Consider the following 14,542-nt stretch of genomic DNA (forward strand, 5'->3'; position numbering starts at 1 on the left):
AGGCTCCGGTCGAGGCCCCTCCAGGGCCGTACTGCCCGCTGTATTTGAAGAACATCGACCAGTTCGGCCCTGGAGGGGCCCCGACCGGACCCGCCGCGGCTCACTGCGTCTGAGCCGTGGCGAACGTCCAGGGCCTTCCCCGTCCTTCCCCAACGTGTCCGGTCTTTCTCGGCTTTCCCCACCCGTCCCCGGCGGGGTGGTGTCGCTAGCCCCCCTGCCTGCTCTGGCGCAGCTTCTCGGCCACGGTCATCACGGCAAGGGAGTAGAGGTCGGAGTGGTTGTAGGCGTAGATGACCGTGCGCTGGGCGTCGTATCCCAGGCCGGGCTTCCAGCCGTGGCCCACCAGGTAGTTGGCCACGCTGGGGATGGCGTCCTGCGGGCGGAAGAGGTCCACCTTGCCGTCGCCGTCGCCGTCCACGCCGAATTTCAGGACGTTGGTGGGCATGAACTGGCAGATGCCGATGGCCCCGTAGATGGAGCCGGGCACGTCCAGCGGGTTCACGCCCGTGGCCTGGGTGTGCAGGATGAGCGCCTTGAGCTCCTGGTAGGCCCACTCAGCCCTGTCCCTGGCGCTGGCGTTGGCGTATTCGGCGCGCTCCTGGCTGGCGCCCACCGTTTTGAGGTAGGGGCGTATGGCTTCCAGGGAGTTGCTGGCGGCCATGCTGGCCAGCACCTGGAGGGCCTTGTCCTTGCCGAGGTATGTCCCCAGTTTGGTCTCCACCAGAAGCAGGGCGATGATGATGTCGCGCGGGACGCCGTAGCGTGCCTCGGCCTTGTCGAGCGAGGCCTGGTTGGCCACGGCGTAGTCGTTGGCCCAGGCCAGGACCCAGGGCCGCAGGTAGTAGCCGTAGCTGCTCTGCTGCAGGTTCTTTTTGCTTGGGGGCGGCTGGGGCTCGAACTGTTTGCGGACCATGCGGTCCACCTTGTGGGCCATGATCGAGGGGTCGAAGACCATCTCCGGGGAGGCGAACCAGGCGTCCAGCCCGGCGCGGGGGATGCCCTCGCGGGCCAGCCTTTCCTCCAGGGGCAGCCAGACGGCCTGCTGCGCCGCAGCCAGATGCGGGGCGGCAAGGAAGCACAGACCAAGCAGAAGCGCCCGGGTGGCGCAGCGGATGCTCATGAGGTGATTATGTCCCAGGCCGGGGCGGCTGTCCATCGGCGCGTGGACGGAAAAGCCGGGCGGCGCATTGCAATTTGGTCATGCCCGGCGCGGGTTGTCCCTTGCGGGGCGGGGCTCGCGGCACTATACCAGCGGCCATGAAGCCGGGACGTCGCGCGTGGTCGCCTCTTTCGCTGCTGCTGCTGCTGGCCCTGGCCGGGTGCGGCGAGGTGGTCCCCGTGGTGCCGGACAAGCCCCCCCGCCCCAAGGCCCCCGTGACGGAGACCGTGCGCCAGCAGATCGGCGTGCCCTACAGAAGCGGCGGGGACAACCCGCGAATGGGCTTCGACTGCTCCGGGCTGGTGCAGTGGTGCTACGGCGTCCACGGTTATTCCCTGCCCAGGCGCACAGAGGACCAGCTCCGGGTGGGACGCCCCGTGGAGCGCGAGAACCTGCAGCCGGGCGACCTGCTCTTCTTCAACGTCACGCGCAAGCGCTGGGGCCTGCACGTCGGCGTGTACACGGGCCGGGGGCTCTTCATCCACAGCCCCACCCCCGGGGCCAAGGTGCGGGAGGAGAGCCTCTACGAGCGCTACTGGATGCGCACCTACATCGGGGCGCGCCGCATCCTGCCGGACCAGAGATAGCCCCGTCGCACGATCACAGCCTGTCCATGGGGAAGCGGGCGTAGAACTCCTCCCAGTCGTCGTCGATCATGTCCTTGAAGTCCGTCAGGGGATAGGCTTTGCCGCAGGACCTGCAGCGAACGGCTGCCTGCGTTCAGAGCTTGCAGGGCGTGAGCCTGCCGCCGCAGGAGGGGCAGACGGGCAGCTTGGGGGCGCGGGAGCCGGAAAAGAAGAAACCCATGCGTGAGGCCTCCGCCCGGCGGGGCCGCTTGTCTGGGCCTTCGCGCCTGGCGAGGAGTAGGTAGTCAATTGCCGGGAAAAAGGCTAGAGTCCCCGTGGCGCGGGCAAGCCCAAAGGGCCGCGTCGAAAGGGGGCTGCGCCATGCAGCAGGAGTGGGGCTTCACCAGCCCGCCGAGCGAAGATTCCAGGCTGCCCCTGCTGGACAAGGTGCACAACCTCATCCTGCAGGACGAAGCCATGACCCGGGGCAGCCGCATGGGAACCTTCCCCGAGCGGCAGGCGGCCCTGGGCCTGCGGCCTTCGCCGAAGCTGCGCCGCCCCCCTGAAGTCAACGTGGGCAAGCTCATGGATATCGGATCGTAGGAAGCAATGAACGACTGGAAAAACAGCAAGATGGAGGCCTTGAAAAAGGCCAGGCGCGTTGTGGTCAAGGTCGGGAGCGCCGTGCTCACCACCGGCATGGGAGTGGACATGAGCGTGGTGCAGAGCCTGGCCAAGGACATGGCCGAGCTGCACCGCCAGGGCAAGGACATCCTGCTGGTGACCAGCGGCGCGGTGGCCGCCGGGCGCGGCGTGATCCGCCAGGCCGCCCTGGACGAGCTGCCCGACAGGCAGGCCGCCTCGGCCGTGGGCCAGAGCCGCCTGATGCACGCCTACGACGAGGCTTTCGGCGTGTACGGCATCGTCTCCGCGCAGCTGCTGCTCACCCGCGACGACCTGGAGGGCAGGGAGCGCTACCTCAACGTGCGAAACACCCTGCGCACCCTCTGGGGCTGGCGCTGCATCCCGGTGGTCAACGAGAACGACACCGTGGCCGTGCAGGAGCTGGTCTACGGCGACAACGACTGCCTCTCCTCCCTGCTGGTGGGAGTCGTGGAAGCCGACCTGTTCGTCAACCTGACCTCGGCCAAGGGCGTGTTCTCGCAGAACCCGGCCGAAAACCCGGGAGCTGTCTGCCACACCTGCCTGGACGGCATCGGCTCGCTCGACCTCGACACCATGTGCAAAGGCAAGACCGTGAGCGGCACCGGGGGCATGCACTCCAAGCTGCTGGCGGCCAAGCGCGTGGCCCAGCTGGGCGTGCCCACGCTCATCGTCTCCGGCCGCGAACCCGACCGCCTGAGCCGCGTGTTCGCCGGGGAGGACCTGGGCACCTGGATCCCGGCCGAGGCGCGGCCCATCTCCAAGCGCAAGTACTGGCTGGCCTACACCTCTGATCCGCGCGGCAGCCTGTGGATCGACCAGGGCGCGGCCCAGGCCCTGCGCCAGGGCGGCAAGAGCCTGCTGCCCGCGGGCATCGTGCGCGTGGAGGGCGAGTTCGAGAAGGGCTCCTCCGTGCGCATCCTGGACTTCCAGGGCCAGACCGTGGGCGTGGGCCTGGTGAACTACGACAGCGAGGAGCTCAAGAAGATCATGGGGCTCAAATCCGGCAAGATCGAGCAGGTGCTGGGCCAGGCCCCCTACCAGGAGGCCGTGCACCGCGACAACATGGTGCTGGACGCGGCGCTGTAACTGCCGCCTGTTTTGCATGTCCTTCAAGGGGTGTGGCAGGTCCACTCCCCTTTTTTATTTGGCTTGGCCCCTGCCGGGCATGCGGGCGCGGCCAGGGCGCTACTCCCCGGCCTGCTCCAGGGCTTCGCGGCAGCGCTCCCGCCAGAAGGGGATTCGTTCTGCCAGGCCGTGACCGGCGATGTAATCCATGTCCATGGGATGTTCGGCGAAATTGGGGCTCAGGCGCACCAGGTCATGCTGTATGGCGTTGGCCGCGTGCACGGCAGTGAGCGGCCCGAAGCCCGGCGCGCAGCACCGCGCGGGCTCGTGATGGAAGGCCACGGCCTCGATGACGTTGTCGGCGATGCCCCACAGGCCAAGCAGGTATGCTCCCGCCTGGGCGTGGGTGGTGGAGAGGCAGCGCTGCTCCGCCTCGCAGATGGAGGCGTTGTCTTCCCTGGAGAGGGCCACGGTGCGCCCGTATCGCAGGGGCAGGTACTGGGCCAGCACGAACTTACCCAGGTCGTGCAGCAGGCCCGCGATGAAGCAGTCGTCCTGGATGGCGGGGGACTGGTCCTCCAGTTCGGCGATGAGCCGGGCCAGGCGTGCGGTCTGCAGGCAGTGCCCCCAGAGTGTGTCGAACCGGAAATTCGGGAATTTTGTCGTGTCGAAGGTTTTGAAGAGCTGCACGCCCAGCACAAGGCCCTTGATGGTCTCGGTGCCCAGCAGCGTGACGGCCTGCGCCACGCTGCTCACGTGCATTCTCGGCGAGAAGAACGACGAGTTCACCAGCTTGAGCACGTCGGCGCTGAGGGCAATGTCCTTGCCGATGATCGAGGCCAGGGCTTCCGTCCCGGTGGAGTCCTTGTCCAGCTCTTCCAGAAGGCGGTGGTAGACTTCGGGCAGCGCCGGGAGGGTGTCGATGCCGCCGATGATCGTGCGTATCTCCTGCGAGAGAACCATGTCCCGCAGGCCGCACCCGCGTTCGATCACGCCGGCCAGCAGCTCCGCCGTGACCGGCTTGGTCAGGAACTGGTGCGAGACGGGCACGGCCCGCATGATGGATTCGCGGTCGGAGTCGCCGGAGAGGATCACGCGCAGGATCCAGGGATATTGCGTGCGCACATGGGAGAGAAGCTGTTGCCCGTCCATGCCGGGCATTCGCATGTCCGCCACCACGACGTCGAATCGCTGCCGGTCGAGCGCTTCCAGGGCCTGGGCGCCGGATTCAACGAAGCTCATCTCCCATCTGCCCCTGTAGGACCAGAGCATCCTGCTCAAAGACTTGAGCAGCTGCGGGTCGTCATCAACGAAGATGATGTTTCTCTTCATTCCTCGCCCTCCTGCCCCTGCGGGAACCGGATGTGGAAGGTGGTGCCCTGGCCCAGGGTGGAGTCCACGCAGAGGGAGCCGCCGTGCCTTTCCACCACGGCGTGCACGATGGCCAGGCCCTGCCCGGTGCCCTTGCCCACCTCCTTGGTGGTGAAGAACGGGTCGAAGATGCGCTGCATGTTCTCCGGCGGGATGCCCACCCCCGAATCGGCGATGCTGATGTGCACGTAGCCCGGCTCGGACTCGGTGCGCACGGTGATGAGCCCCTTGTCCTGGCGGCCCTGTTGCTTCTCGGCCACGGCGTGGGCCGCGTTGACCACGATGTTGAGGATCACCTGGTTGAAGTCGCCTGGCGAGCAGAACACCAGCGGAAGGTCCGGCGCGAGCTCGGCGCGCATTTCGGCGGTGTACTTCCATTCATTGCGGGTGATGGTCAGGGTGGACTCGATGGCCTTGTTCACGTCCACAAACCGGCCGCCTCCGGCGTCCGGGTGGGAGAAGCGCTTCATGGCGCCCACGATCGCCGCCACCCGCTCCACCCCGGAGATGGAGTCCGCGATGGAGCCGGGAAGCTCGGCCAGGAGGTCGTCGAACTGGTACTTCTCCATTTCCGAGCGCAGGGCGGACAGCTCCTGGCTCTGGGGGGCCAGGGCGGCCAAGGCCCCGGCGCAGGCCCTGTAGCGCTCCAGCACTGCGGAGATGCTGGCGCAGGCGTCCTGCAGAAAGCCCAGGTTGCCGCCGATATACTGGATGGGCGTGTTGATCTCGTGGGCGATGCCCGAGGCCAGCTGGCCGATGGATTCGAGCTTCTGGGCCAGGCCCAGGCGGCGCTCCAGGGCCTTTTTCTCGCTGATGTCGAAGAGCACCTCGAAAATGTAGCGCCTGGCGCCCACCGTGGTGGAGAGGATGGTGCGGGCCACGGGGATCAGGCGGCCGTCCGGGCGCTGCAGCACGAATTCCCCGCTGGCCATCGTGGGCCGGTCCTGTCCGCCGGGATTCATCGGGCCGGAGTCGTCCAGGGTGCGCAGGTTGCGGCCCAGCAGGTCGCGGTAGTTGCGGCCGATCCAGTCCGCATGGCGGATGTCGAACAACTCCTCGGCCACCTCGTTCATGTGCAGGATGGCGAACCCGTCCGGGCTCAAGGTGAAGGTGGCGGCCCTGATGCCGGAGAGGATAACCCGCAGGCGCTCCTCGTTTTCGCGGGTCTGCTGTTCGGCCTGGGCGGCCTTGTCCAGCTGCTGGCCAAGGAGCAGGGCCGTGGCGGCGCGCTCCTCGGCGTGGGCCTGGGCCAGGGTCAACAGCTTGCGGTTCCTGGAGGCAGTATAGAGCCAGAGCAGGGCGATGGCCACGGAGGCCCCCAGGGCGTACCAGGGCCGCAGGGTGGCGTAGGCCGCCAGGTATTGGGGCCCGGCGTGCAGCCGCAGCCGCCATTCCCGGCCGGGCATGGCGATGGGCAGGGTCTTTTCCAGGCAGGCGAGGTTGAAGGCGGCAGTGTCGCGGCAGGGCGGCACGGCTCCTCCTTGAGAGAATATCTCCTCGGGCTGTTCGGTGCGGGTGGCGTCCAGAAGAGTCACATGCACTCCCGCCAGGGGGAAATGAGCCAGGGTGGGCAGCATCAGGTCGGCTGTGCGGTATACGCCCACGGCGAAGCCCTTCAGGGCGGCCTCGCGCTGTTCGGGGGTGTCCTGCGGGGCGTTGCGGGTGAATATGGGAATGAACACCAGCACCCCGTTGGTGTTGGCCTTGTCGATGGCCAGGGGCACCCGCCCGCTGGTGGTGGTCTGGCCTGTGCGCAGGGCTCTGAATAACGCCTCCGCGCGGACCCGGGAGGAGCCGAGGTCGAAACCCAAGGCCGCCCGGTTGGGTTCCTGCGGCTCCACGTAGGTCACAGGATAGTAGAAGTCGCGAACTCCGGCGGGGATCACCGCCCCCTCTGGCGAGCGCTCCGTGATGGCGAAATCCGGCAGGCCCTCGGCGCGGATGCGCTCCTCGAATGCGGCGCGCTGGGCATGGGGCACGCGGGGCACGAAGTCCATGGCCTGGATGCTGTGCAGGCCCGTGGCCGCGCCCAGGCAGAAGGCCGAGAACATGGGCCGGGTGACGTTCTCCGTGGCGTTGAAGAAGCCTTCAATGGTGCGCACCAGCTCGGAGTAAGTGTCCAGCTCGCGCTGGAAGGAGTAGGCCACGTTGTCGGCGAGCTGGGTGAACTCCAACTGGGCGCGCTGCTCCTCGAGGGATCGCAGGATCAGCGCCGAGGCCGCGCCCGCCAGCACGATGGCCAAGGCCAGAATCAGGGACGAGGCAGCGTGCCCGGCCCGAAAGTTCGAAACGTCCACCGGGGGGCAGGTGTCAGGCTGCGGCATGGCGCCTCCAGGGCCGGGGGGTCAGCCTCCCCAGGATTGTTCGAAGTCCCTCTGCACCCCGTGGATCAGCTGGCCCACGTCCAGAATCAAGGCGATGGAGCCGTCGCCGTTGATGGTGGCCCCCGAGATGCCCGGCACGTGCCCCAGGTAGCGTCCCAGGTTCTTGATCACGGTCTGCTGCTGGCCCACCACGTCGTCCACCGCGATGCCGGTGCGCCCGTGTTCGTGCCTGGTGACAACGACCTGCTCCACGGCCGGGGGGCCGCCGGGAAGCCTGAACGTCTCGCGCAGGCGCACGTAGGGCACCGTCTCGCCGCGCAGGCTGATGGTCCTGCCCCGGGCTTGCGGTTCGGCGGCCAGCTCCACGCACTCCTCCACCAGGGCCAGGGGGATGATGTAGAACTCCCCTCCCGCCCGCACCTGCAGGCCGTCGATGATGGCCAGGGTCAGGGGCAGCTGGATGGTGATGGCGGTGCCCTTGCCGGGCGGGCTGTCGATGTCGAGCTTGCCGCGCAGGGATTCTATGGCCCGCTTGACCACGTCCATGCCCACGCCCCGCCCCGACACGCTGGTGACCTGTTGCGCCGTGGAGAAGCCCGGGGCGAAGATGAGCTGGAAGCACTCCTGGTCGCTCAGGCGGGCGTCGGGCGGGACGAGGCCCCTCTCCTGGGCCTTCTGGCGGATGCGCTCCACGTTGAGGCCCCGGCCGTCGTCCTCGATGCGGATGAACACCGTGCCCCCGGCCTGCCGGGCGCAGAGCCGGATGCGACCGCGCGCGGGCTTGCCCGCCGCCAGGCGCTCCCCGGCGGGTTCGATGCCGTGGTCGATGGAGTTGCGCAGCAGGTGTACCAGGGGGTCGCCCAACTGCTCGATGACGGTCTTGTCCAGTTCGGTCTCGCCGCCCTCGGCCTCCAGGTCGATCTCCTTGCCCAACTCGGCGGAAAGGTCGCGCACCAGCCTGCGGAAGCGGCTGAAGGTGGTGCCGATGGGCAGCATGCGGATGCCCAGGGTGTTGTCGCGCAGCTCGCCGACCAGGCGCTCGATCTCTTCCGCCACGCCGGTGAGCGCGGAGTCGGTCTGCCCGGCCGCCAGCTGCGTCAGCCGTGCCTGGGCGATGACCAGCTCGCCCACCAGGTTCACCAGGTTGTCCAGCTTGGCGGCCTCCACGCGCAGGCTCTGGGCGGGCTCCTTGGGTCGGGCCGCGGGCGCCTTGGGGGGCTCGGCGGCCGACGCCTTTGGAGCGGCCTGCGGAGCCTGCTCCGCGGGGCTTACGGCCACCTCCCGATCAACCGGAGCGGGAGCATCGGGCCGTCGGGCCTGGAGCTCCTCCACGCGCGCGTCCGAGGCGTTGTTCAGGAACAGAAACACGTCCTTCACGGCGTCCGGGCCCTGGTCCGTCTCGAGGGTGGCTTCCCAGCGCAGGTGGCAGCGGCTCGGGTCCAGGTCCTCAAGGGGCGGCACGGCGGAGACGTCGGCTTGCACTCTCAGGGAGCCGAGGGCTTCCAACTCCTCCAGAAGCAGCGCGGGCTCGGAGTGCCGAAGGTGCTCCGGGTCGGAGGGAGCCAACTGGATGCGGTAGCCGCGCGTTTCACCGGCGGGCTCGGACCGAAGGGCCTGCTCCGGGGACTCGGGCGCGGGCTGGTCTGCGGGGCGGCCGGGCTCGAAGCCGACGATGGCCTCCAGCAGCCCGTGGTCCGGGTCGATGTCGGTTCCGGCCAGGGCCACGGGCTCCAGCCGGTCCTTCACGGCGAACGTCTGGTCCAGCAGGGGGCCGGAGGCTGGGATCTGGCCCATGCGGACCCTGTCCCACAGGGATTCCACGGCGTGGAGCAGGCACACGGCGGCCTCAAGCCCGAACATGTCGCAGGCGCCCTTGAGCGAATGCAGGGCCCGGAACACCCGGTTGACGGCCTCGCCGCTGGCCGGGTCCAGGTCCAGCAGGGCGGCGTCCAGCTCTTGGAGCAGTTCGCGCGCCTCTTCCTGGAAGAGTTCGTTGGCGGAGGGCTGGGCGGTCACGCGGGGCACCCATCCCCGCACAACGGGCAGGCCCCAGCAGGACAGAAGGGCGCGGGCGCGGCAGGGAAGCCCAGCAGCTTCAGGCGGGCCTGGTGGGCCGGGGCGTCCGCCCCGCGCAGGGCGAAATCGAGCCCCCGGGCCAGGGCGCCGCGGTGCGCGGCGCACAGGAACTGGACCACTGCCGTGGCCAGGGCGCCCCCCTGGCCCAATTCCAGGATCAGCGGAACCTTCGCATTCAGGGCCGCCAGGACCTCGCCGCGCAGGGCGGCCAACTCCTCGGCGGAGGCGGCGGGCTCCACCGGGAATGCGGCGAAGGCGGCCGGGGCGTCTGGCGTTGGTGCGGCCAGGGATTCGGGGCCGATCTGGGTGATGCGGGAGGAGTCCAGCGCGAACAGGTAGCTCACCACGTCAGGCTCCACGACGGTGGCGTAGAGCAGAAAGAAGGGGATGCGGCCGGGCGGGGGGCTGTCCGGGTCCTGCTGTGGCTCCCGGACCTCGCGGCAGTCCAGGATGATGCCGCTTGATTCCATGGCCGCGATCACGTCCAGGGGGCTTTTGCCCCGGGCCTGCACGTCGCGGGTGAGGTCGTACTCCACCAGGTAGAGGAACTTGCCGCCCTGCAGGGCCTGCTCGATGCCCAGCAGGGGCAGGCTGAAACAGGAGCCGCCGGGCAGGGGAATCTCGACCCAGGCCTCCAGCCTGGCCTGGCTCTCCTTGGGAAAACGGCTGATGGCCAGGGCGGAGAGCGCGTCAAGGGTGGCGGAAACGTCGCCGGCCTCGCCATCCGCGCCCTCGCCATCCCCGCCCTGGCCCAGCAGGGTGCGGAGTTGACCGGCCCCGCCGAGCATGGCCGGGACGGCCTCGCCGGGCGCAAGCTGCCGGCCGAGGATCATGCGCAGCAGAATCTCCAGCATGCGCGCCAGGTCCCGGACGTGCCTCAGGCCCGCGATCCCCGCGCCAGCCTTGATGGAGTGGACGGCGCGGATCATCGGGCCGAAAAACTCTTCTCCGGCAGCCGTCCCAGGCTGACCGGCGGACGGGAGCCTGGCCTCGATGGCGGCAAGATGCTCCCGGGCCTCCTGGATGAAGCGGCCCGTGATGTCGTCGTCCGGTAGATCCATGGCGTTCCTCACGCGCGTTCCATGCAGAGTGTGTCCGGGTGCGCGCTGTGGCGCTCCCGCCGCCCGTGAGCGCCGGAATCAGACCGTAGGGCTCTGGATTCACAGGGGCATCCGGGCGTTGAATCTACACCTCCCCCCATAAAAGGACAACAGCGTCCTCGGGGCGTGGCCCGGCCGAAAGAAGGTTGTGCGGCACGCCATCAACGCTTCGGGGCGCAACTGCGGGCAGGGTGGGCACCTCGCCTGTACAAGCCGGGAAGGTGCCTTATGTATGGGGGCCGCCTCCCGGAGCTGTGTTCCGGTACGCATTGCGGTGTTATCTTGTCGATATCAATAAATAATATGCACTCCGTTAGAGTGCTGGAATGAAAATCCGGCCAGGTGTCGGCACCCCGACAGCCCTGGTTCGGAGCGCGCGGGTATGGGGGCATGGTCGCAGAGCCCTGCGGCGGAACCCGTAAAGCGCATTGAGGAGTAAACACATGGCTAAACAACCCGCGAGGCCCTTGGAGGAACTCTCCCTGTGGGACGACGCGCGCGCAATGCTGGAAAAGGCCGCCGCCGAGGGCTTGGAAACCGTCTGGGACCGCCTGGAGAAGCAGAAGAGTCACTGCGTGCTTTGCGAGCAGGGCCTGAGCTGCCAGAAATGCGTGATGGGCCCCTGCCGCATTGTGGCCGACGGGGCCAAGAAAAAGAACGGCGTCTGCGGCGCGGACGCCGACCTCACCGTGGCCCGTAACTTCGGCCGTTTCATCGCCGCCGGGGCCGCCTCCCACTCCGACCACGGGCGCGACCTGCTGGAGGTCCTGGCCGAGGTGGGCGCGGGCCACGCTCCGGACTATAAGGTGCGCGACGCCGCCAAGCTGGAGCGCATCTGCCGCGAGCTGGGGCTGGACCCGGCGGATCTCGACCCCCAGGGCATGGCCAAGCTGTTGGCGGACGCTCTCTATAGCGATTACGGCTTCCGCCGCCCGGCGCTGAGCTTCATCAAGCGCGCGCCCAAGGCCCGGCGCGAACTGTGGGACCGCCTGGAGCTCACCCCGCGCGGCATCGACCGCGAACCGGTGGAGATGCTCCACCGCACCCACATGGGCGTGGACTGCGACCCCGCCTCCATCTGCATGCACAGCATGCGCACCGCCCTGGCCGACGGCTGGGGCGGCTCCATGATCGGCACGGAGGTGTCCGACATTCTCTTCGGCACGCCCAAACCCGCGACCTCCAGCGTCAACCTGGGTGTGCTGCGCAAGGACCAGGTGAACATCCTGGTGCATGGGCACAGCCCCATCGTCTCCGAGATGATCCTGGCGGCGGCCCGCAGCCCGGAGATGCTCGCCAAGGCCCGCGCCCTGGGGGCCGCGGGCATCAACGTGGCGGGCCTGTGCTGCACCGGCAACGAGCTGCTCATGCGCCAGGGCGTGCCCATGGCGGGCAACCACCTGATGACCGAGCTGGCCCTGGTCACCGGCGCGGTGGAGATGGTCGTGGCGGATTACCAGTGCATCATGCCCAGCCTGACGGCCATCGCCTCCTGTTACCACACGCGCTTCGTCTCCACCTCGGACAAGGCCAAATTCCCCGGCGGGCAGCACGTGCGCTTCACCCCGCAGAACTCCAGGGAGAAAGCCATGGAGGTGGTCGGGCAGGCCGTGGAGGCCTTCGCCCGGCGCGACCCGGCCCGGGTGCAGATTCCCGGGGAGCAGGTCTCACTGATGACCGGCTTCTCCAACGAGGCCATCCTGGAACTGCTGGGCGGCAGCCTGGACCCTCTGCTGGAGGCCGTGAGATCCGGGGCCGTGCGCGGCCTGGTAGGCATCGTGGGCTGCAACAACCCCAAGCTCAAGCACGACTACGTGCTCGTGAACGTGGCCAAGGAGCTCATCAAGCGCAACGTGCTGGTGGTGGTCACGGGCTGCGCCACGGTGGCCATGGGCAAGGCCGGGCTCATGGTGCCGGAGGCGGCGTCCCAGGCTGGCGAAGGGCTGGCGGGCGTCTGCAGGGCGCTTGGCATCCCGCCGGTGCTGCACGTGGGCAGCTGCGTGGACAACTCCCGCATCCTGCAACTGGCCGCCCGGCTGGCCGACGCCCTGGGCGTGGACATTGACAAGCTGCCCGTGGTGGCCAGCGCGCCCGAGTGGTACTCCGAAAAGGCCGCCGCCATCGGGCTCTACGCCGTGGCCAGCGGCATCCCGACGCACCTGGGCCTGCCGCCCAACATCCTGGGGAGCCCGATGGTCACGGAGCTGGCCACCTCCGGCCTGAACGCTCTGGTGGGCGCGAGCTTCCTGGTGGAGCCGGACCCGATCAAGGCGGCGAAAGCCCTGGACGCCATCATCGCGGCCAGGCGCACCGGCCTGGGCCTGAGCGCGTAGGGGGCGGGATGAAGCTCGCATTCGCCGGAAAGGGCGGGGTCGGAAAGACCTCGCTCTGCGCCTGGATGGGGGACCATCTCTCCCGCCGGGGGCTGGACGTCTGGCTGGTGGACGCCGACACGTCCCTCTCTCTGGGGGCGGCCTGCGGGCTGCCCCCGGAGGCCGTGCCGGCGCCCCTGGCCGCGCGTGAGGACATCGTGCGGGAGCGCATCGGCTCGGGCATCATGTCCCTGACGCCCTTCGTGGACGACCTGCCGGAGGGGCTCAGCGTGGAGCTGCCCCGAGCGCCCGGCCAGGGCCGCCGCAGGCTGCTGGTCATGGGCGGGGTGGACGCTGGCGGCGGGGGCTGCGCCTGCGCGGCCAACGCGCTGCTCAAGGCCGTGCTGGCCTCCATGATCTCGGGGCGGGGGGAGGTGGTCCTGGTGGACCTGGAGGCCGGGGTGGAGCATCTGGGTCGCGGCACCGTCGCCGATGTGGACGGCCTGGTTGTGGTCAGCGAACCAAGCCTGCGCTCCTTGCGCACGGCGGCTGAAGCGGCCAGAATGGCCCGGGAGCTGGGGCTCGCGCGGCAGGCCCTGGTGCTCAACCGCTGTTCCGCCGCGCCGCAGCTGCCCCCGCTGGAGTGTTTGCCTCCCCTGGCGGCGTGCCTGCCGCCGCTGGAAGGGCTCGCCGCGCGCCAGCTCTGGGACGGCTCCGTGCTTGGGCTGCCGGAGCGGGCGGCCGTCGACGCCGCCTGCCTCGCCGTGGAGGCCGCCCTGTTCACCTGATTCCGTTGGGGGGAGCATGAAGGTAACGTCCGTGTCGCTCCTGGAGGAGCTGGAGAAGCCCGGCTACCAGGCGCTGCGCAAGGAGCTGCGCCCGCGCAGGTACAAGCGCAAGGCCGTGCTGTTCGATCCCCTGTCCGAAGAGAACCTCGTGTTCGTGGTCCGCACGGGGCGGGTGCGCGTGTACCTGGCCTACGAGGACAAGGAGTTCTGCCTGGCCGTGCTCGGCCCGGGCGACATATACAGCACGCACACCCGGGCTTTCGTGCAGGCCATCGAGGATGCGGAGATCCTCGTGGCCCCTGCCGAGGTGTTCCGCAGCCGGATGGAGGCCTTCCCCGGGCTGTACACCACCATGATCCGGGTGCTGGGCGCGCTGCTGGGGCGCTCCATCACCATCATCGACAGCCTGGCCTTCAAGAAGGTGGGCAGGCGGCTGCTGGAGCTGCTCTCCGTGGAGGCCGCGCGCGGCGAGCCCCAGCCCGGGGGCGGCGTGCTGCTCGACCTGCAGCTCACCACCGAACAGTTGGCCGGTGTTCTCGGCACCACGCGCCAGACGCTCTCCTCGCTGCTCAACAGCCTCTCGCGCGAGGGTGTGGTGGAGCTTCGCGGCAAGGCCGGCCTTTTTGTGCCTGATCCCGAGCGGTTGCACCATGTGCCGGGTGCCTGGGACGACCCCAAGCGCACCAGGAAGCAGCGGCGGAAGCGGCCAGTGATGGAAAATTCCTGCGATTCCGAAAATAAGGGTTGACCTTTGGGCCGGGAGTCCCTAGAACGCCCTTCCGCCTGACGAAAGGGCCGACAGCTGCGCAAGCAAGCGTTTGGAATATAACGCAATGTGCAGCGGGATGGTCGCCGGGGCGGGTTGAGAAAATTGACAACGGGACGCGATTGGCGGTTGACACGGCGACCGGGCTTCGGTAGGAAGTTCGGCCCGCTGCGGGAAGGGGGAGACCCCGGGCCGCTGAGGGACGTGTCAAAAACTTCGCAGAAAGTTGTTGACGCGGGGGCCGGAAGCCAATAGGTTGCCGCCTCGCCCGACGGAGCCGAGTGCTGCGGCGGGATTGAAAACTGAAGATTGAGCGTCAACGAAATAAGTCGTTGACACCGCGAGCCGG

The 14,542-nt window shown here is 68.7% G+C and carries 11 protein-coding genes and 1 pseudogene; 6 read left to right on the top strand and 6 right to left on the bottom strand.

The features are described from left to right. Nucleotides 1-205: 205 nt before the first annotated feature. A complete protein-coding gene (locus MLE18_RS13510; RefSeq protein ID WP_243439327.1) occupies nt 206-1,120 on the bottom strand; it encodes a lytic murein transglycosylase in 915 nt (304 codons plus the stop codon). A 137-nt stretch (nt 1,121-1,257) separates the two neighbouring features. On the opposite strand from MLE18_RS13510, the gene MLE18_RS13515 reads away from it, so the two are divergent. Then, nucleotides 1,258-1,746, top strand: a complete 489-nt coding sequence (locus MLE18_RS13515) for a C40 family peptidase (RefSeq protein ID WP_243439328.1) — start codon at nt 1,258-1,260, stop codon at nt 1,744-1,746. A 13-nt stretch (nt 1,747-1,759) separates the two neighbouring features. On the opposite strand, the pseudogene MLE18_RS18205 reads toward MLE18_RS13515, so the two are convergent. Further along, a pseudogene (locus MLE18_RS18205) lies at nt 1,760-1,864 on the bottom strand (dual CXXC motif small (seleno)protein); the annotation flags it as partial. A gap of 242 nt (nt 1,865-2,106) precedes the next feature. Between MLE18_RS18205 and MLE18_RS13520 the strand changes: the two are divergent. Both MLE18_RS13520 and proB read left to right on the top strand, forming a co-directional pair. Next, nucleotides 2,107-2,328, top strand: a complete 222-nt coding sequence (locus MLE18_RS13520) for a hypothetical protein (RefSeq protein ID WP_243439329.1) — start codon at nt 2,107-2,109, stop codon at nt 2,326-2,328. Between the two features lie 6 nt (nt 2,329-2,334). Next, nucleotides 2,335-3,477, top strand: a complete 1,143-nt coding sequence (gene proB, locus MLE18_RS13525; protein WP_243439330.1) for a glutamate 5-kinase — start codon at nt 2,335-2,337, stop codon at nt 3,475-3,477. A 99-nt stretch (nt 3,478-3,576) separates the two neighbouring features. Here the strand turns inward: proB and MLE18_RS13530 are convergent, their stop codons facing one another. The 4 genes from MLE18_RS13530 to MLE18_RS13545 are packed head-to-tail and all read right to left on the bottom strand — an operon-like array spanning nt 3,577 to nt 10,288. After that, nucleotides 3,577-4,788, bottom strand: coding sequence for a response regulator (locus MLE18_RS13530; protein ID WP_243439331.1), 1,212 nt, complete (start codon nt 4,786-4,788; stop codon nt 3,577-3,579). After that, nucleotides 4,785-7,151, bottom strand: coding sequence for a CHASE domain-containing protein (locus MLE18_RS13535; RefSeq protein ID WP_243439332.1), 2,367 nt, complete (start codon nt 7,149-7,151; stop codon nt 4,785-4,787). The genes MLE18_RS13530 and MLE18_RS13535 overlap by 4 nt, the downstream gene beginning before the upstream one ends. A gap of 21 nt (nt 7,152-7,172) precedes the next feature. Then, entirely contained in the window at nt 7,173-9,167 is a 1,995-nt protein-coding gene (locus tag MLE18_RS13540) for a chemotaxis protein CheA (protein ID WP_243439333.1), read from the bottom strand. Continuing rightward, nucleotides 9,164-10,288, bottom strand: coding sequence for an Hpt domain-containing protein (locus MLE18_RS13545; RefSeq protein WP_243439334.1), 1,125 nt, complete (start codon nt 10,286-10,288; stop codon nt 9,164-9,166). Before MLE18_RS13545 ends, MLE18_RS13540 begins: the two co-directional genes overlap by 4 nt. A 482-nt stretch (nt 10,289-10,770) precedes the next feature. On the opposite strand from MLE18_RS13545, the gene cooS reads away from it, so the two are divergent. From cooS to MLE18_RS13560, 3 genes are read left to right on the top strand one after another with little or no spacing between them, the layout of a single operon-like run. Continuing rightward, nucleotides 10,771-12,660 (top strand): anaerobic carbon-monoxide dehydrogenase catalytic subunit, encoded by a 1,890-nt coding sequence (gene cooS, locus MLE18_RS13550; RefSeq protein WP_243439335.1) that lies wholly within the window; start codon nt 10,771-10,773, stop codon nt 12,658-12,660. 8 nt (nt 12,661-12,668) lie between these two features. After that, nucleotides 12,669-13,427 carry an ATP-binding protein gene (locus MLE18_RS13555; RefSeq protein WP_243439336.1) on the top strand — a complete coding sequence of 253 codons (759 nt, stop codon included), beginning with the start codon at nt 12,669-12,671 and terminating at the stop codon, nt 13,425-13,427. Between the two features lie 16 nt (nt 13,428-13,443). Next, on the top strand, nt 13,444-14,175 hold the full coding sequence (locus tag MLE18_RS13560; RefSeq protein WP_243439337.1) for a Crp/Fnr family transcriptional regulator: 732 nt from the start codon (nt 13,444-13,446) through the stop codon (nt 14,173-14,175). The last annotated feature ends 367 nt before the right edge of the window (nt 14,176-14,542 follow it).

The sequence above is a fragment of the Fundidesulfovibrio soli genome (assembly GCF_022808695.1).
Classification (GTDB): domain Bacteria; phylum Desulfobacterota; class Desulfovibrionia; order Desulfovibrionales; family Desulfovibrionaceae; genus Fundidesulfovibrio; species Fundidesulfovibrio soli.

What these genes read in the sequence shown, in the direction of transcription:
- MLE18_RS13510 (WP_243439327.1), bottom strand. Translation starts at nt 1,120, where the DNA reads ATGAGCATCCGCTGCGCCACCCGGGCGCTTCTGCTTGGTCTGTGCTTC.
- MLE18_RS13515 (WP_243439328.1), top strand. Translation starts at nt 1,258, where the DNA reads ATGAAGCCGGGACGTCGCGCGTGGTCGCCTCTTTCGCTGCTGCTGCTG.
- MLE18_RS13520 (WP_243439329.1), top strand. Translation starts at nt 2,107, where the DNA reads ATGCAGCAGGAGTGGGGCTTCACCAGCCCGCCGAGCGAAGATTCCAGG.
- proB (WP_243439330.1), top strand. Translation starts at nt 2,335, where the DNA reads ATGAACGACTGGAAAAACAGCAAGATGGAGGCCTTGAAAAAGGCCAGG.
- MLE18_RS13530 (WP_243439331.1), bottom strand. Translation starts at nt 4,788, where the DNA reads ATGAAGAGAAACATCATCTTCGTTGATGACGACCCGCAGCTGCTCAAG.
- MLE18_RS13535 (WP_243439332.1), bottom strand. Translation starts at nt 7,151, where the DNA reads ATGCCGCAGCCTGACACCTGCCCCCCGGTGGACGTTTCGAACTTTCGG.
- MLE18_RS13545 (WP_243439334.1), bottom strand. Translation starts at nt 10,288, where the DNA reads ATGGATCTACCGGACGACGACATCACGGGCCGCTTCATCCAGGAGGCC.
- cooS (WP_243439335.1), top strand. Translation starts at nt 10,771, where the DNA reads ATGGCTAAACAACCCGCGAGGCCCTTGGAGGAACTCTCCCTGTGGGAC.
- MLE18_RS13555 (WP_243439336.1), top strand. Translation starts at nt 12,669, where the DNA reads ATGAAGCTCGCATTCGCCGGAAAGGGCGGGGTCGGAAAGACCTCGCTC.
- MLE18_RS13560 (WP_243439337.1), top strand. Translation starts at nt 13,444, where the DNA reads ATGAAGGTAACGTCCGTGTCGCTCCTGGAGGAGCTGGAGAAGCCCGGC.